Source organism: Pseudomonas sp. AFG_SD02_1510_Pfu_092 (genome assembly GCF_003331055.1).
In the GTDB taxonomy this organism is placed as follows: domain Bacteria; phylum Pseudomonadota; class Gammaproteobacteria; order Pseudomonadales; family Pseudomonadaceae; genus Aquipseudomonas.
Genome location: NZ_PUQD01000060.1, coordinates 1 through 17,960 on the forward strand (window position 1 = coordinate 1; position 17,960 = coordinate 17,960).

Annotated in this window: 12 protein-coding genes; 5 read left to right on the forward strand and 7 right to left on the reverse strand. The window is 64.8% G+C overall.

Annotated features, from left to right (window positions below):
• Nucleotides 1-415 precede the first annotated feature (415 nt).
• On the forward strand, nucleotides 416-2,257 hold the full coding sequence (locus tag C6A77_RS20890; protein ID WP_161959685.1) for an amidohydrolase: 1,842 nt from the start codon (nucleotides 416-418) through the stop codon (nucleotides 2,255-2,257).
• A 103-nt stretch (nucleotides 2,258-2,360) separates the two neighbouring features.
• On the opposite strand, the gene C6A77_RS20895 is transcribed toward C6A77_RS20890, so the two are convergent.
• Complete coding sequence (locus C6A77_RS20895) at nucleotides 2,361-3,623, reverse strand: OprD family porin (protein WP_114171182.1); 1,263 nt, start codon at nucleotides 3,621-3,623, stop codon at nucleotides 2,361-2,363.
• Between the two features lie 186 nt (nucleotides 3,624-3,809).
• Nucleotides 3,810-4,721 (reverse strand): LysR substrate-binding domain-containing protein, encoded by a 912-nt coding sequence (locus tag C6A77_RS20900; RefSeq protein WP_114171183.1) that lies wholly within the window; start codon nucleotides 4,719-4,721, stop codon nucleotides 3,810-3,812.
• 279 nt (nucleotides 4,722-5,000) lie between these two features.
• Between C6A77_RS20900 and ycaC (C6A77_RS20910) the strand changes: the two genes are divergently transcribed.
• A complete protein-coding gene (ycaC, locus tag C6A77_RS20910) occupies nucleotides 5,001-5,630 on the forward strand; it encodes an isochorismate family cysteine hydrolase YcaC (protein ID WP_114171184.1) in 630 nt (209 codons plus the stop codon).
• A 195-nt stretch (nucleotides 5,631-5,825) separates the two neighbouring features.
• Here the strand turns inward: ycaC (C6A77_RS20910) and C6A77_RS25535 are convergent, their stop codons facing one another.
• The 4 genes from C6A77_RS25535 to C6A77_RS20930 all read right to left on the reverse strand — a co-directional run bounded on the left by C6A77_RS25535 (nucleotide 5,826) and on the right by C6A77_RS20930 (nucleotide 10,324).
• Entirely contained in the window at nucleotides 5,826-6,404 is a 579-nt protein-coding gene (locus C6A77_RS25535) for a PBECR2 nuclease fold domain-containing protein (protein WP_161959684.1), read from the reverse strand.
• A 172-nt stretch (nucleotides 6,405-6,576) separates the two neighbouring features.
• Entirely contained in the window at nucleotides 6,577-6,870 is a 294-nt protein-coding gene (locus C6A77_RS20920; protein ID WP_114171206.1) for a hypothetical protein, read from the reverse strand.
• 451 nt (nucleotides 6,871-7,321) lie between these two features.
• Entirely contained in the window at nucleotides 7,322-9,109 is a 1,788-nt protein-coding gene (locus C6A77_RS20925; protein WP_114171186.1) for a monovalent cation:proton antiporter-2 (CPA2) family protein, read from the reverse strand.
• A 237-nt stretch (nucleotides 9,110-9,346) separates the two neighbouring features.
• A complete protein-coding gene (locus C6A77_RS20930) occupies nucleotides 9,347-10,324 on the reverse strand; it encodes a GlxA family transcriptional regulator (protein WP_114171187.1) in 978 nt (325 codons plus the stop codon).
• Nucleotides 10,325-10,504: 180 nt separating this feature from the next.
• Here C6A77_RS20930 and C6A77_RS20935 point away from each other — a divergent pair, with 180 nt between their 5' ends.
• Both C6A77_RS20935 and ycaC (C6A77_RS20940) read left to right on the forward strand, forming a co-directional pair.
• The gene (locus tag C6A77_RS20935; RefSeq protein WP_114171188.1) at nucleotides 10,505-10,867 is read left to right on the forward strand and encodes an AraC family transcriptional regulator; all 363 of its coding nucleotides are present in this window, start codon (nucleotides 10,505-10,507) and stop codon (nucleotides 10,865-10,867) included.
• A gap of 72 nt (nucleotides 10,868-10,939) precedes the next feature.
• Nucleotides 10,940-11,566, forward strand: a complete 627-nt coding sequence (gene ycaC / locus C6A77_RS20940) for an isochorismate family cysteine hydrolase YcaC (protein ID WP_004375560.1) — start codon at nucleotides 10,940-10,942, stop codon at nucleotides 11,564-11,566.
• Between the two features lie 118 nt (nucleotides 11,567-11,684).
• Here the strand turns inward: ycaC (C6A77_RS20940) and C6A77_RS20950 are convergent, their stop codons facing one another.
• Nucleotides 11,685-16,730, reverse strand: a complete 5,046-nt coding sequence (locus C6A77_RS20950; RefSeq protein ID WP_114171189.1) for an ATP-binding sensor histidine kinase — start codon at nucleotides 16,728-16,730, stop codon at nucleotides 11,685-11,687.
• Nucleotides 16,731-16,967: 237 nt separating this feature from the next.
• Between C6A77_RS20950 and C6A77_RS20955 the strand changes: the two genes are divergently transcribed.
• Entirely contained in the window at nucleotides 16,968-17,960 is a 993-nt protein-coding gene (locus C6A77_RS20955; protein WP_114171190.1) for a response regulator, read from the forward strand.

Below are 17,960 nucleotides of genomic sequence, written 5' to 3' on the forward strand. Positions count from 1 at the left end.
TGGGTGGCACTCCTGTTGCCTGGGTGGTGGTTGCTGGGGCCGCTTTGCGGCCCATCGCCGGCAAGCCAGCTCCCACAAGGACCCCACAGCACTTGAGCCTTGTGCAGTACTTGTGGGAGCTGGCTTGCCGGCGATGAGGCCAGCCCAGGCAACACAAAACCTGATCAGGGCTAACCTTCTACAACCTACCGCACATCCATCCAAGCCTTGGCCCCCACCAAACGGCATGCTCCGCAGTTGCGCCTGCCGCTACCGCACCCAGACGGAGAACACCATGTCCCAGGACCGCAACGACAAGACCCGTCGCCAGTTCCTCGCCACCAGCACCGTGCTCGGTGCCGCCGGCGCGCTCTGGTCCGCATTGCCCTTTACCGGCGCCGCCGGTTCCGCTCACGCATCCACCCAAGGAGGTTCCATGACCGCCGACCTGATTCTGTTCAACGGCAAACTGCACACCGTTGATCGTGAAAAGCCCACCGCGACCGCCGTCGCCATCAAGGATGGCCGCTTCCTCGCCGTGGGCAACGACGCCGAGGCCATGGCCCACAAGGGCGCCACCACGCAAATCATCGACCTCAAGCAGCGCACGGTCATCCCCGGCCTGAACGACTCGCACCTGCACCTGATCCGTGGCGGCCTGAACTACAACCTGGAACTGCGCTGGGAAGGCGTGCCTTCGGTGGCCGACGCCCTGCGCATGCTCAAGGACCAGGCGGCGCGCACGCCGACCCCGCAGTGGGTGCGCGTGGTGGGTGGCTGGAACGAATTCCAGTTCGCCGAAAAACGCATGCCTACCCTGGAAGAAATCAACCAGGCTGCACCTGACACCCCGGTGTTCCTGCTGCACCTGTATGATCGGGCGCTGCTCAACCGCGCCGCGCTCAAGGCCGTCGGCTACACCAAGGACACGCCGAACCCGCCGGGTGGCGAGATCCAGCGCGACAAGTTCGGCAACCCGACCGGCATGCTGATCGCCCGCCCCAACGCGATGATCCTCTACGCCACCCTGGCCAAGGGGCCGAAGCTGCCGCTGGAATATCAGGTCAACTCCACCCGCCAGTTCATGCGCGAGCTGAACCGCCTGGGCCTGACCAGCGCCATCGATGCCGGCGGCGGCTACCAGAACTTCCCGGATGACTACCAGGTGATTCAGGAGCTGGCCGACAACGACCAGCTGACCGTGCGCATTGCCTACAACCTGTTCACCCAGAAGCCCAAGGAAGAGCTGGACGACTTCCGCAAGTGGACCTCCAGCGTCAAGCTGCACAGCGGCACCGACTTCCTGCGCCACAACGGCGCCGGCGAGATGCTGGTGTTCTCCGCCGCCGACTTCGAGGACTTCCTCGAGCCGCGCCCGGACCTGCCGCAAACCATGGAACAAGAGCTGGAGCCAGTGGTACGCCACCTGGTCGAGCAGCGCTGGCCGTTCCGCCTGCACGCCACCTACAACGAATCGATCACGCGCATGCTCGACGTGTTCGAGAAGGTCAACCGCGACATCCCGTTCAACGGCCTGCCGTGGTTCTTCGACCACGCCGAAACCATCACCCCGCAGAACATCGAGCGTGTGCGTGCGCTGGGCGGCGGTATCGCCATCCAGGATCGCATGGCCTTCCAGGGTGAATACTTCGTCGACCGCTACGGCGCCAAGGCTGCCGAGCAGACCCCGCCGATCAAGCGCATGCTCGACATGGGCGTGCCAGTAGGCGCGGGTACCGACGCCACCCGTGTGTCCAGCTACAACCCGTGGACTTCGCTGTACTGGCTGGTCAGCGGCAAGACCGTCGGTGGCATGGAGCTGTACCCCGAAGGCCTCAGCCGCGACACCGCGCTGCAGCTGTTCACCCAGGGCAGTGCCTGGTTCTCCAGCGAGCAGGGCAAGAAGGGCCAGATCAAGGTCGGCCAGCTGGCAGACCTGGCGGCGCTGTCGCTGGACTTTTTCAGTGTCGAGGAAGAAGCGATCAAGGGCATCGAGTCGGTGCTGACGATTGTCGACGGCAAGGTCGTGTACGCGGCTGGCGAATTCGATCGCCTTGGCCCACCGCAGGTGCCGGTGCTGCCAGAGTGGTCGCCGGTAGCCAAGGTACCGGGGCACTGGCGCGTGGGTACGCCGTCGCTGGCGGCAGCCGTGCACCAGTGCTCGGGCCCGTGTGGGGTGCATGCGCACAGCCATGAAAAGGCGCGGCATTCGAGTGTGCCCGTGAATGACTACCAGGGCTTCTGGGGCGCGCTGGGTTGCTCTTGCTTCGCTTTCTAGGCTGAGCTGAGAGGAAGAAAAGGGGGCCCAGTATCGGGCCCCTTTTTTGTATCTTCAGTGCCGGCCTCTTCGCCAGCCAGCAGATACATCACTGGCAAAGGTCTCAGAAGCTGCCTTTGAGTGGGTATTCGATGATCAGGTAGATCCGGTCGATGTCATCGCCGGCCTGGGCCTGGTTGGCGCGGTGGCTGACATGGGAAAGCGCCAGGCTCAAGTCCTTGGCGGTGCCCGACTGCACCACGTATTTCAGGTCGATGTCGCGCTCCCAGTGCTTGCCGCCGTCGCCGTACTGGTTCACATAAGCGCCGCCCGCCGGGGCATGGCTGCCGTCGATGCCACGGCCGCTGACATAACGGCCCATCAGGCTCAGCCCAGGTGCGCCGAGGGTGGCGAAGTCGAGGTCGTAACGCAGTTGCCACGAGCGCTCGCCGGGGCCGTTGAAGTCGGCATACTTGATCGAGTTGGCCAGGTAGATGGCGTCGCCGCCGACGAAGTCGAACGGGGTGTCGCCCTCGACTTTCTGGTAGGCCAGGCTCAGCGCCTGGGCGCCGAAGCGGTACTTGCCGAGCAGGCTGTAGGCAAGGGTATCGATGGCCCCGGCGCTGGCGCTGCCAGTGTCGCGGGTGCTGTACAGGTTGCCGTCCAGGCGCCAGTTGCCCTCGGCCAGGTTCAGGTTCAGGTAGGCCTGGCGCCAGGTGTCCTGCAACTGCCCGGCATACAGCGCGCCGCCGAACGGGCCAGCGGGCGCGAACGTGGCGCCGGCCAGGCTGATGGCGCGGTTGTGGGTGCTGGCGCCGTAGCCGCTGAAGTCGTCGTGGCTCGAGCTGTTGTCCTGGTTGTTGAAGGCGGTGAAGCGCCCGGCCTGCAGGCGCCAGTCGGGCAGGTCGCTGTTCTCGACGAACCAGCCGGTGGCGTATTCCGGGTGCAGGCGCTTGTCGCCGGTGTCGAACACCGGGGTTTCCACCATCATCTCGCCGTAGCGTAATTGGCTGTTGCCCACGCGCAGCTTGAGCGCGGCGCCGGCGCTGGAGTAGTCGGTCTCGGCACGGCCATCGCTGTCGCGCGGCAGCAGGCCGGTGCCGGCATGGCCACGGCCGCCGTCGAGCTTGAGGCCGAGAAAGCCATGGGCATCGATGCCGACACCGAGCGCGCCCTCGGTGAAGCCGGAGCGGATTTCGCCGATGAAGCCCTGGGCCCATTCCTGGCGGTAGTTCTGGCCGCTGGCGGAGGGCGAGCGGAAGTCGCTGTGCAGGAAGTAGTTGCGGCTGAGCAGCGACCAGCCGGGTTCGTCGGCCTGGCCGAGTACCGGGCAGAGGGCGAGGGTGGCGAGCAGGGCGCGGCCTGGTCCGGGGTTGGCGCGGATCATGGGGGCTCCGAGGGGGATGATCCGAAACTGTGGAGCAAGGATAGGTCAGGGGTCTTGTAAGGGTGTGCTGGGGATCTGTATTGCTTGTGCCGGCCTCTTCGCGGGTACTACCCAGGATTCAGGCCTGTGGTGAACTCTGTGGGAGCGGGTTTACCCGCGAAAGGGCCCTAGTAGGCTGAAACCAAATCAAGCCATGTCGCTGATGGCGAACTCCTCGGCCAGATGGTCGATCAGCGCCCGCACCGATGGCAGCAGCCCGCGCCGCGACGGGAAGATCGCATGCACGATGCCACACCGCGGGTGCCAGTCCGGAATCAGCTCCACCAGCCGCCCCGCCGCCAGGTCTTCACGCACCGCCACCCGTGGCAAGTGTGCAATCCCCACCCCCGCCACCACGAAATGGCGCAGGGCAAACAGGTCGTCCGTGACCATGCGCGGTGTATGCGGGATGACGATGCTGCGGCTGTTGTCCTCGCCCTGAAACAGCTCCCACTGGTACTCGCGCTGCGCGCTGCCCCAGTGCAGGCTCGGCAGTGTGCCGAGCAACCGCGGGTCGAAGCCCTTGGGCAACTGCTCCAGGTACTGCGGCTGGCCGACCAGGCACTGGGTGCTGTTGCTCAGCACTTTCATCACCATGTCGGTGTTCTCCAGCGGCGGAAAGCGTACGCGCAGGGCGACGTCGAAGCCCTCGTGCAACAGGTCGACCCGGCGGTTGGTACTTTCGATGAACAGCTCCACCTGTGGGTACTTGAGCATGTAGCGGGTCAGCATCGGCCCGACCCAGGAGTTGAGCAGGGTGGTCGGGCAGCTGATGCGTACCAGCCCGCGTGGTTCGCTGCGGTTGCGTTCGATGATCTCCGCCGCGCCCTCGGCTTCGACACGCATGGCCAGGCAGCGGTTGTAGTAGGCCTGGCCGATTTCGGTGAGTGAGCAGTGGCGGCTGGTGCGGTGCAGCAGGCGCACGCCGAGGCGGTCCTCGAGGTCGGCGATGCGCCGGCTGAGCTTCGACTTAGGCATGTCCAGCGCCCGCCCGGCCGGGGCGAAGCCACCGTGCTCGACTACCTGGGTGAAGTAGTAGAGGGAGTTGAGGTCTTCCAATGATCGGTCTCCGAGTGTCTGTTGCATGTACCGGCCCTTTCGCGGGCATGCCCGCTCCCACAGGGATCGCACAACTTCCAGGTTATGCACACCTCCTGTGGGAGCGGGCGTGCCCGCGAAGAGGCCAGCAAATCCAGCACCAATCCATCGTTCACAAAACGGAACGCTAAAGCCAGATTCTGCTATCTACCGCCGCAAAGGTGATGATTTTAATCTGTGCCCATCAACGCGAAACACCCCGAATTGCTGAAAAATTCATAACCTTCAGGAGCACCGACCATGAGCAAATTCACCTACAACCGCCTGAACAAAGACGACGCCGCCGTACTGCTGGTCGACCACCAGGCTGGCCTGCTGTCGCTGGTCCGCGACATCGAGCCGGACAAGTTCAAGAACAACGTGCTGGCCCTGGCCGACCTGGCCAAGTTCTTCAACCTGCCGACCATTCTCACCACCAGCTTCGAGCAAGGCCCGAACGGCCCGCTGGTGCCAGAGCTGAAAGCCCTGTTCCCGGACGCCCCATACATCGCCCGCCCTGGCCAGATCAACGCCTGGGACAACGAAGACTTCGTCAAGGCAGTGAAGGCGACTGGCAAGAAGCAGCTGATCATTGCCGGTGTGGTGACCGAGGTGTGTGTAGCGTTCCCGGCGCTGTCGGCCCTGGAAGAAGAATTCGATGTGTTCGTGGTCACCGACGCTTCCGGCACCTTCAACGAAATGACCCGCGATGCCGCCCACGACCGCATGAGCCAGGCTGGTGCGCAACTGATGACCTGGTTCGGCGTGGCCTGTGAGCTGCACCGCGACTGGCGCAACGACATCGAAGGGCTGGCGGCGCTGTGCTCCAACCACATTCCGGATTATCGGAATTTGATGACCAGCTATAACGCGTTGACTGCGAGTAAGTAACGCCAAGTAACCTGATGGATGGCTTCCGCAAGGGGCCATCGTTGACTTGATCCAGGAGTGTTGTTAGCGTTTCACCTGAGCGCGAAACCAGCTGCCATTCAGCGGCAACAGCTGGCGTAGGAACCCCGTCGATGGCTGAATCATCAGCGTCGGGTGAGACCTCCACACCCCGGCTTGAGGGTGTGTATATGAATATCAAGCACAAATACAGGGCCACTGGTGACAGTGGCCCTTTTCTTTGCTGGACAGAAAAGCGTACCGCTTGTAGAGCAGCTTCCCATGGCGATGCTTGTTCAGTGCCTTGGCGTCGCATTGCATGAAGTTCCACAGCATTTTGCCGTTATCAAGCGTCACGACAACCAGCATCTGCCGTTTGGTTTCGTAGACGCCAATAAAGGCCAGCCTGTAGGTGTCATTGGTGTAGGCGACTCGCCACACCTCAAATGGTCCGACCAGCGTATCCAGCGCTACTTTTACATAGCGTTCCCGGGCGTCTTGTCGCTTCTCGACGATGTGATGGATACAGCTGCGTTGAATCCGGATGTCGCCCATTGGCGTTCTGACGGTTACTGCTGCGCCTTCTTCACTATTCAAACCAAGATGCTGAGCAGCAAGTTCGATTGCGGCGTCATGTGAGTCGGCGGCAGCTAGTTCTTCGATAGCCTGGACGCGCAGTTCACGGGCAAGCGTTCTGAGATCGGGTAGTTGTTCGTCTAGCCACGTACTCTGGCCTTTCTTTTCGGCGATTTTCGCGGTCGGGTTGTGGGGACTCAATGAGATACCTGGCTGCGATCAGTATCGCTGATGCGATGGCGGCCAAGCGAGCCTAGGGAGAAGGGTTTCCTCAAACAATCAGACGGGGGGTGACCCGTCTTGTAGGGCGTTTCCTATATTGAGGCAGAGCAGGCCGGTCAACGCAGCCTGCTCCGTGCAGATGCAAGGCGCTTTAACTTACGGGCTGCGACTCAATCCCCTCCAGCAATGCCTCAACCAACCCCTCTGCCATTTCGACTGCATTCAGGTTGCTCCAGAACAGGCTCTTGCCGGTTTCATCCAGGTGTTCCAGGGCTTTGTAGCCACAGTCGTAGGCGCCGCGCAGGTACTGGGCGACATGCACCAGGGCGTCATGGGCGCAGACGCCTGGGTTTACTGTGAACAAGGGTGGGTGGCCGGCATCGCAGCGGCTGAACGCGCGCTGTGTGGTGCTGGGGAGGGGTGGATTGGGGACAATCTTTTTCATAGCCAAACCCCGATAGAGGTTGGCCGGCACCATCCGTTTCCACGCGAAGGGTGGCGGCTGCACGCGGGGTGGAAAGCCGGGCTATCGGAACCCCGGCAGGCCTTTCGGCCTCCCGCGCACAGCTGCCATGACAACAGCTGCTCCGATAACCTGCCGGGTTTCCACACCCGATCGCTGAACCGACAGCGACCCGGCAAGCCTAGAGAGCAAGCTTTCCCCGGACAATCAGACGGGCGTCGACACGGTGCGTAGGATAATTCTTCAGGTAGTGCGCCCGAGTAGGAATTGGCTCGCGACGAAGTAGGATACTGCTGAGACTTTTGTGCATTGGGTCCGCTACACGGCCCTTCGCGGGCTCGCCCGCTCCCACAGGTACTGCGCCGCCTGGCAGGTTTGCGCATATTTCTGTGGGAGCGGGCAAGCCCGCGAAGAGGCCGGCCCAGGCGATAGCTCAATCCGCATCCGAATCAAACAACCGCTCCAACTCCACCCGCGCCTCCTTGGCCGTCTGCATCACCTTGGCCCGGTCATCGCGCACCTGCCCCTGGGCCACCAGCACTTCTTCGTCATGCTGGGTAAACCGGGCAATCCGGTCCGCCGCCTGCTCGTCACTCAAGCCCAGCCCGACCAGCGCGCGGCGGGTCATCTCCAGGCTGGAGTAGAACGTCTCGCGAATCGGCTCGGCACCCACATCAGCCAGCTTGTGCACGTGCTGGCGGTTACGCGCGCGGGCCAGCACTTTCAGGTGCGGGTACAGGCGTTTCACCCGTTCCGCGGTGTGGATGGCAGCTTCCGGGTCGTCGATGGTGATGATGAAATACTCCGCCTCACCGACCTTGGCCGCATGCAGCACCTCGGGGCGCAGTGGGTCGCCGTAGAACACCGGCACCTGTTCGAACATGCGGGTCATCTCGATGGCGTCCACCGAGGTTTCCAGGGCAATGAACGGAACCTTCTGCGCCCGCAGGATGCGCGCGACGATCTGGCCCATGCGGCCCATGCCGACGATCACCACCCGTGGCGTGTCCGTCTGGATCTGCTTGTACTGCTCGGGCACCTCGCGCGCCGGTTGCGGGCGCTTGAGGGCGCGGGCGCAGCCAATCATCAGCAGCGGGGTGATGGCCATCGACAGGGTAATGGTCAGCAGCAGCAGGTCGTAGGTCTGGGTGTCGAACAGGCCCTGGTCCTTGCCCAGCTTGAACACCACGAACGCGAACTCGCCACCGGCCGCCAGCACCATGCCCAGGCGCAGCGCGCTGGCGCCGCCAAGGCCACCGGCCAGGCGCCCGACGCCGACCAGCAACACCAGTTTCACCGCCACCAGCAGCAGGGTCAGGCCCAGCACCACCAGCGGCATTTCCAGCAGCAGGCGCAAATTGGCGCCCATGCCGACGCTGATGAAGAACAGCCCCAGCAGCAGGCCCTTGAACGGTTCGATCTGCGATTCCAGTTCGTGGCGGTATTCCGAGTCGGCCAGCAGCAGGCCGGCGAGGAAGGCGCCCAGGGCCATGGAAATGCCGGCCTGCTCCATCAGCCAGGCGGTGCCGATCACTACCAGCAGCGCGGTGGCGGTGGACACTTCCGGCAGGCCGGTGCGGGCCACGGTGCGGAACACCGGGCGCAGCAGGTAGCGGCCGCCGATGATCACCACGGCGATGCTGGCGAACACTTTCAGGCCATGCCCCAGGCTATCGCCGTGGCTGGTGTCCGGGCCGCTGGCGGCCAGCAGCGGGACCAGGGCGATCAGCGGGATCGCGGCAATGTCCTGGAACAACAGAATGGCGAACGCCAGGCGGCCGTGCGGCGCGTTCAGCTGCTTGCTCTCGGCCAGGCTCTGCAGGCCAAGGGCGGTGGACGACAGCGCCAGGCCGAGGCCGAGCACGATGGCGGCCGGCAGGGTCTGGCTGAAGCCGAACAGGGCGATGGCGCCGAGGGCTGCGCCGGTCAGCAGCACCTGGGCGCTGCCGACGCCGAACACGGACTTGCGCATCAGCCACAGGCGCTTGGGCGACAGCTCAAGGCCGATGATGAACAGCAGCAGGACCACGCCCAGCTCGGAAATGTGCGCCACGCTTTCGGTGTCGCGGATCAGGCCCAGCGCCTGCGGGCCGATGATCACGCCGGCAAGCAGGTAACCGAGCACGGCACCCAGCTGCAGGCGCTTGGCCAGGGGGACGGCGAGGACAGCGGCGAGCAGGAAAATCACCGCGGTTTGCAGAAGGCTGCCTTCGTGTGGCATTGGCTCGTACTCCATGAGCTGCCGGGGCAGCGTTAGATCAGTTTGGCGGACGATTGTGGGGGTTGAAATGGAGTCCAACAATCTGCTCTCGGGGAGAAACATTGTCCCTGTACAGGTGACAACCTGTGGTGGCCTCTTCGCGGGCACGCCCGCTCCCACAGGTACAACACTGCTCCTGAGGCCGGTGTTATCTCTGTGGGAGCGGGCGTGCCCGCGAAGAAGGCAGCGCAGATCTGACTATTCACCACCACCAAACTGCGCCCGATACTGCGCCGGCGTCATGCCAATCCGCTCGCAGAACACCTTGCGCAAATGCCGGTCACTACCAAACCCGCACTGCGCCGCCACTACCTTCAAGGGCAGGTCGGTGCCTTCCAGCAGTTTGCGCGCGCGGTCGATGCGCGCATTCTGCAGGTATTGCAGCGGCGTGATTCCAACCTCGCGCAGAAACGTCCGGGCAAAGTTGCGCCCGCTCATGGCCACCAGGCTTGCCATTTTCTGCACGGTGAAGGCTTGCTCGATATGGTCGACGATATACGCCTGCACCCGGGCAATCGGCGAATCATCCCTCGGCACCGCCGCCAGCAGCGGCCCGTAGGGCGTCTGCCCGCCCTGGCGATGGCGAGCGACCAGCAGCACCTTGGCCACTTCCAGGGCCAGCGCCTTGCCGTGGTCCTCGGCCACTACCGCCAGGGCCAGGTCGATCCCTGCGGTGATGCCGCCCGAGGTGATCAGGCAGCGGTCGATCACGTAGATCTGCTCCGTTTCGACCTTGGCTTCGGGGAACGCCCGTGCCAGGCGTTCCACATAGTTCCAGTGGGTGGTGCAGCGATAGCCATCCAGCAACCCGGCGCGACCCAGCAGAAACACCCCGGTGCAGATGGCACCGAAGCGTGCCGCCCGGCGCACGGCCTGCGGGAGCCAGCGTTCGATGCCTGGCAGGGCAATGTCATAGGCCCCCGGGCCACCCGGTACCAGCAGCAGGTCGACGGCTTCCGGCAAGTCTTCCAGGCGCAGGTCGGCGACCACTTTCAGGCCGCATGAGCCGCGTACCGCCGCTTGCCCCTCGGCCAGGGTCAGCAGCCGGTATTGCCGGTCGGCCGGCAGGAAGCGGTTGGCGATGGCGAACGCATCCATGGGGCCGGTGACATCCAGCAGCAACACATCATTGAACAGCACCATGGCCACGGTGCGGTGGGCGGGTTTTTCCTGCATGCCTCTTTCGCCTTGAATACCGGCCGCTGGCAGCGGCCTGAAGCTGAATACGAAACGCATCTTAAGGTATCGGCAAAACAGCCAGGGCCAGCAGTGCAGGTTTAACAACAATTCAGGTTTACCGCAGGACTTCGTCATGTGCCGAAGGCGAGACTTTGGGCATTCAAGAGGAGAGTCGCCATGCACTCTGGGACGCCCCAAGCGCCGCTGCAAAGCCCCGGCGCGCTGACGCCCGCGCGGTTGCGTCGGGCCAAGGAACTGATGCTGCACAGCTCGTTGTCGATCATCGAAATCGCTGGCGTGTGCAACCTCACCCGTAGCCATTTCTCCCGTGCATTCAAGGTCAACACCGGCCTTTCGCCCCAGGCCTGGCGCTTGCTGGCGCGTATGGAAAAGGCCAAGCGCCTGCTCGCCACCGAAGCGCCGATCACCCACGTGAGCCTGGAATGCGGCTTCTGCGACCAGGCCCATTTCACCCGCGCCTTCAGCCGCCTGGTCGGCCAGCCGCCCAAGGCCTGGCGCCAGGCGCAGGTGTTTTCTTAAACCGAAGCTACCCACCGGTATAAGCCCTTGCGCACAGTGCCGGCCCGTTTTCCCAACCCAAGGAGTCACCCCATGAGCCAACCCGATTACAAGCGCCTGAACAAAGACGACGCCGTGGTGCTGCTGGTCGATCACCAGACTGGCCTGATCTCGCTGGTGCAGGACTTCTCCCCCAACGAGTTCAAGAACAACGTGCTGGCCTTGGGCGACCTGGCCAAATTCTTCGGCCTGCCGACCATCCTCACCACCAGTTTCGAGCAAGGCCCGAACGGCCCGCTGGTGCCGGAGCTGAAAGAAATGTTCCCGGACGCGCCGTACATTGCCCGCCCTGGCCAGATCAATGCCTGGGACAACGAAGACTTCGTCAAGGCGATCAAGGCCACCGGCCGCAAGCAGCTGATCATCGCCGGTGTGGTCACCGATGTGTGCGTGGCGTTCCCGACCCTGTCGGCCTTGGCGGAAGGTTTCGAGGTGTTCGTGGTGACCGATGCGTCCGGCACCTTCAACGAAACCGTGCAGCAGGCGGCCTGGGTGCGCATGACCCAGGCGGGTGCGCAGATGATGAACTGGTTCTCGGTGGCCTGTGAGCTGCACCGCGACTGGCGCAACGACATCGAAGGGCTGGGCAACCTGCTGTCGCAGCGGATTCCCAACTATCGCAACCTGATGAACAGCTACGCGGCCTTGAGCGCCCGTTGATGTAAGCCTGCACCGGCCCCTTCGCGGGTAAACCCCGCTCCCACAGAAACCGTGCAGTTCTCAGGCTGTGCACAATCCCTGTGGGAGCGGGTTCACCCGCGAAAGGGCCGGTACAGGCTCAAGAAGGATTCACAGGCAAAGTGAAGCGAATCCGACACCCGCCCAGCTCCGACACCAGCGCCTGCAGCTGCCCGCCATGGGCCTGCACCACCGAGTTGCAGATCGCCAGGCCCATCCCCATGCCGCCGATCTTGCTGGTATGAAACGCGTCGAATACCCGCGCACGCTCATCGGCAGCTATTCCCGGCCCGTTGTCATCTACGCAGACCTCCAGCCAGTCCCCATCCACAGCCGACGCTATGCGCAACACGCCCTCGCTGCGATACCCCGCCAGCGCTTCCAGGCCATTGGTAATCAGGTTGAACACCAGCTGCTGCAACTGCACCGGGTCGGCCATCACGCATACTGGCGCATGCAACTGCGTCTGCACGTCCACCTTGCCCTTGGCGGCATCTGCCGAGGTCAGGCGCAGCACTTCGCGGATCAGTTCGTCCAGCTTCACCGCCTTCAGTTGCATCGGTGACTGCTTGGCCAGCGAGCGCAGTGCACGCACGATGTTGGCGGCCCGCTCGCTGTCGTTGCGGATGTCTTCCAGGCCTGCGATGGCTTCTTCCAGGTCCGGCGTGGCGCGTTTCAGCCAGCGCAGGCTGGCCGCAGCGTTGGAGGCGATACCCAGCAGCGGCTGGCTGATCTCGTGGGCGATGGAGGCCGACAGCTCGTTCATCACCTGCAACTGTGCGGTGCGCGCCAGTTCCGCGCGGGAGCGGCGCAACTCGGCTTCCATCTGCGCGCGGGCCTGGTTGTCCTCGGCCAGGCGGGTGTAGAACTTGGCGGTCTGCAGCGACACCGCTGCCTGCGAGGCGAGGATTTCCAGCATGGCCAGGCGCTGGCTGCCGAACAGGTTCGGCACCAGGCGGTTTTCCAGGTACACCAGGCCGATCAGTACGCCCTGGATCACCAGCGGCAGGCACAGCACCGAACGGGCCTTGCGCGCCTGCAGTTCCTGGCGAAATGCCTCGGGGCAATCGCTCTGGGCGTCGTTGAGCACCAGCGCCTTCTTGGTGCGCATGGTGGCGTTGATGACCGACAACGGCGCCTGGGTCATGAACTTCTGGCAGTCGTCCATGCGCACGTGCAGCCCGGCGGCGTCGATGTAGGCAAGGGCAGCCATCTGGAATTCGGCGCCGCTGACGATCAACAGCGCGCCGTGGTCGGCACCGGAGTGCTGGGTCAGGTGGCCCATCAGGGTTTCGATCAGGCCTTCGAGCAGCACTTCCTCGGACAGCGCCCGCGCGGCCTCGATACCGGCCTCAAGGTCGAGTTTGGCCTGCTGGGTGGCGCGGTAGGTTTCCTGGATCGGCTGGGTGCGCAGGAACGGGTGCAAGGCCTCCAGCTGGTGCACCTTGCCGGTCGCGCCCCAGATATGAAAGCAGTCGCGGGCGATACGCAGGTGCAGGTTGGCGCCGGAAATCAGGCCGCTGGGGATGCACACTTCGGCCAGTTGCTCGTGGGCCAGCGCCTGCTCGTGAATGAAGCCGGCGGCCGTCGCGGCGATCTGGGCCTGGTCAAAACAGCGGATCGCGGCCAGGCCGTCGCCTTCAAGCTTGGCGATCACCCCTTCGATCAGCAACAGCTTGTTGCGGAAGGTGGCCGGGTTGAAACCCGCCCAGCGACTGAAACGTTCGCGCAAGGCGCGCAGCTCGCGCAGCTTGTCGGCAGGGCTGCCGTGGGCCTCCGGGCTGCCCAGGGCCAGGCCGCGGAACAAATGGTAGTCGGCCAGGTTGATGTGCGCCGGTGCCGCCCAGGCATTGTCGCCGGCCAAGGCCAGGTTGCGCATGGCATGGGGAATATTGCCCAGGTAGAACGCGCCCATGCCGGCGAACAGGTACTGGAAGAAGCGCGTGGTGGGTGAGTGCGAGGCGCTGGCAGGGGTCGGCCCCTGCGTGCCGCTCAGGTCGGCGACGAACGTGTGCTGGGCCTGGAGGATCTGCTCGACATCACGGTAGCCATGGCGTCGCACGGTGGCCAGGCCTTGCGCCACTTCTTCGGCAACGTCCGGCAGGTAGCGGCCCATGAACAGCGAGTCGGAAACCAGGTGGTTGCAGGCATAGCAGCTCATCGCCGTGTCGCCGCTCAGGCGCGCCGAGTCAACGGCATCCAGCGCGGTACGGCGGGCGAACTCGATGGGTGAGGTCCAGGCGCTGACCTGGTCCAGCGCCAGCAGTGCACTGGTCAGGTCAGCCTCGAAGCCGTGCCGCTCGATCAGCTTGAGCGCGGCCAGGCAGCAGGCGTGGCCGTCATGGTAGGCGCCGAAACGCTCGGCGATCATCACCCCGTACCAGGCCATGCCGTAGGTGCTACCCGGGGCGACGCCGTGTTGCAGCGACAGCTCCATGAGCTTGGCCAGGTGCAGGAAGCAGATGTCGTCCTTGACGAAAAACGAGGACGACAGGGTAGCCAGCAGGCTGATGGCCACCGTCACGTGTTCCGAATCGGTGCGCGGCAGCGACTCCAGGCAATGCCGGCCTTGCTGCTCGATCAGCGCCTGTACATGGGCATGACTGGCCTCGACCTGTTGCCAGTCGAGGCCCCGCACCGGGCTGCTACCCAGCAAGTCCAGGCCGCAGACGGCGCTGTCGATGGCGGCTTGATAGTCGCCGCGCAAGGAGTGCAACAGTGCCTCCAGCCGGCATACCCGCGCCTGGTCCAGGGTTGAGTGGGCGCGTTGCTGGCATGCAGCGAGACGCGCCTCGGCGGCGCGCGTTCGCGCCAGTTGTATATCGCATTCCGTGGCCAGGCAGGCGATGGCAAAGCCGTGCGTGGCGTGGCTTTGCAGCGTGGCGCCGTGCTGCAGCAACTGCTCGGCCGTGTGCAGGTAGGCAGCGGTTTGTTCGAAGCTGCCGCTGTCGCGTGCGCGTGCTGCAGCTTCGCGTAAAAGTGCCAGGAACGCTTCGCGGTCATCCACGGCAAACCCGCATGGGCTGGCGTGTTGCAGCTGGTTGGCGAGCTCGAACAGCATCTCGTGCGAGTTGCCATGCCAGGCCTGGCGCATGGCCAGCGCAATGCGCGCATGCAGCGCCGGGCGCTCGGCCACGGGCGTGAGGGCGTAGGCGGCCTCCATCACTCGGTCGTGAGCGAAGCTCAGGCCATTCGTGCCGGTTTGCAGGAAACCCGCGCCAATCAGGGCTTTCAACGGTTCGCCGGGTGGCTGGGCGAGCACCTGACGAAGCAGCTGTTCATCGCAGCGGCTGCCCGCCGCGCCGGCGATCCGCAGCAGTTCGCGCTGCGGCGTTGGCAGGCGTGCCAGGCGCTGGATCATCAGCTCGGCGACATTGTCGGCATAGCGGTGGCGGGCCACGGCCTGCAGGCTCCACGACCAGCGCATGGCCAGGGTGTCGAAGGTGAACAGCTGGTCTTCGACCAGGGCCCGGAGTATCTGGTTGATGAAGAACGGGTTGCCGGCGGTCTTGTCGTGCACCAGCTCGGCCACCGGCAATGCGTCTTCGGGGCTGATGTGGAAGCGCTCGCCGATCAGCTGGCTTACCGCGTCAACGGCCAGCGGACGCAGGTTCAGTGTGGTACTGCGCAACGTTGCGGGCAGGGCGATGGGTGCGCTGCTGACTGGCGTGTCATTGCGCCGGGCGAAGATCAGCAACAGGTTGTCAGGTACATGCGCCAGCAGATGGGTCAGCAGTTGCCGGGAGGCGTCGTCGAGCCACTGCAGGTCATCGAAAAACAACACCAGCGGCTGGCCGGGGCGGCTGAGTACCTTCAGGAGCTCGATGATCGCTCGCTGCTCCTTCTGCAGGGCCAGCCGGGTGGGCTTGGCCGGCAGTTCGGGCAGCGGGCCGAGGACCAGTTGCAGGTCTGGCGCCAGGGTGCCGAGCAGCCGGCCGTGGCCCTTGATGCGGCGCAGGATTTCGCGGCGCAGGGTGTCGAGGTCCTGGCTGTTCTTGGCCAGCAGTTGGGTGGTCAGCGTAGCGAGGATTTCGACCCAGGGGGTGTAGGGCACGGCGTGGGCCGGGCCGTTGCATTTGCCGACGGCCCAGTAGCCCTTGGCGCTGGCCTTGAGCGCGGCCTCGACCAGGCTCGACTTGCCCATGCCGGCAGCGCCGTTGATGAGCAGGGCTTGCGCTGCGCTGTTGCGGCGCGTGGCCTCCAGCAGCAGGGCGATGGTCTTCTGTTCGCCAGCGCGGCCATACAGGCGTGCGCGGCTGGTGGCCGGGTCGGCGCAGCCGGGCTCGAAGGGTTCCATGGCCTTGCGCTCGGCCCATTGCCGCTGGCAGTGCGCCAGGTCCACCGCCAGGGCGCGGGCGCTCTGGTAGCGGGCGTCCGGTTCCTTGGCCAGGGCCTTGGCCAGGATCCGGCTGAGTGGCAGCGGCACATTGCTGTCCACCTCGCAGGCCGCCCGCGGTTGCACGCCGGCATGAAGCTGGCGCCAGTGCTGGGTGTCGCGCCCGGCCAGCGGCAGTTCGCCCAGCAGCAACTGATAAAGGATCGCGCCCAGGGCATAGATGTCGCTGCGCTGGTCGCTGCTACTGCCGTGCGGGCAGACCTGTTCCGGCGCCAGGTAGGCCCAGTTGCCGAGCGGTGTGCCGTGTTCGCTGATCAGCTGCGCCGCGTCGGCGCGAAAGCAGCCCAGCCGCACCCGCTGGTTGCCGTACAGGCAGACATGCTCGGGTTGCAGGGCGCCATGCAGCACATTGCGTTCGTGGGCCAGGGCCAAGGTGTTGGCCGCGTTTACTGCGATGTCGAGAAACGGCGCCAGGGCCGCCGGGCCTTCGGCGATCAGGTCGGCGATGGAACGACCGGCCGGGTACACCAGCAACGGTCCTTCGGCCGATCGCACGAACGCCGAGGGCATCACCGCCCACTGCGGGTCCAGTTGCAGGCGGTAGTCACGCTCCAGGCGCTGGCAGGCGACAGGGGCCTCGCGCGGCGCGCGCACGGCGATCCAGGCCTGGTGGGTGGCGGGGTCGCGCAGGCGAAAGTAGCTGAGCTCGCCTTCCTGACCCAGCGCACTGATGTCGCACCGGTTCAGCCAGCCCTCGTCGATCGACTGGTCGAAATCGATGGGCCTGTGGGCAAGGCGATCATCGAGCATAAAGCACCCCTGCTGACAGCATCTTGAGGCGCGAGTATACGCAGCGAGCCCAGCGCCGATGCGGGCTGCAGCCTGCTTGGCAGGAACGGGCACACTGTTGTCCGTTATCGTCCCCTGGGCGCTGGCGGGCTTTTGTATAGTCCTCGGACCAACCTATCCCTCGGGATAATTGTCTGAACGCGTACGCTGGCCTAGGCTGCCCTGGGCTGCGAATTCGCCCGTGCCCGCGAGGAAGCCATGATCCGGATAGGTAATGCCCAGGTGTCGCTGGAGCGGCGCGAAGCCTTTGTCGATGGCAAGCCGGTGCTGTTGGGCGGGCGTGCCTTCGAGGTGCTGGCCACGCTGATCAGGGCCAGGGGCCGGGTGGTCGGCAAGGACGAGCTGTTCAACCAGGTGTGGGCCGGCACGGTGGTCGAGGACAACAACCTGCAGGTGCAGGTGTCGTTGCTGCGCAAGGCCTTCGGCGACCGTGGGCTGATTCAGACCGTGCCGCGCCGGGGCTATCGCCTGGCCGCGGAAATCTGCTTCGACATGCCCGGCAAGGCGTTGGGTGCGTCGCCGCTGTGCAGCGTGGCCGACACGCTCGCGCCGCTCGACGAGCACTTGAACGTGCCGGTGCTGGTGGTGGATGACGACCCGTCGGTGCGTACGGCGTTGGGCCGGCTGCTGCGTTCGCAAGGCATCCCGCATCATTTGTTCGCCAGTGCCGAGGCGCTGTTCGAGGCCCGTCTGGACAGCCCCTGCGCCTGCCTGTTGCTGGATATGCACCTGCCCGATACCAGCGGCCTGGAAGTGCAAGACGCGCTGCGCCGGCTCGCACTGCCCTGGCCTGTGGTGTTCATGACCGGTTTCGGCACCATCCCGATGACCGTGCAGGCCATGCGCGCCGGGGCGGTCGAGTTCCTGACCAAGCCGTTCGACGAAGACCAGTTGCTGACACTGCTGCAGGCCGTGCGCACGCGCGCCGTGGCTGAAGGGCGCAAGTGGCGCCATGCGCGCCAGGTCGAAGAAAAGTACCAGCGCCTGACCCAGCGTGAGCGGCAGGTGTTCTCGCTGGTGGTCGATGGGCTGTCACACAAGCAGATCGCCAGGCACATCGGTACCAGCGAGGTCACAACCAAGGTGCACAAGAAAAACATCATGAACAAGATGCAGTCCCGCTCGCTGCTGGAGCTGGTGGCCATGCACAACGTCATCGGGGCGCGACCTGAGGGCCTGGGCGGCGCATGA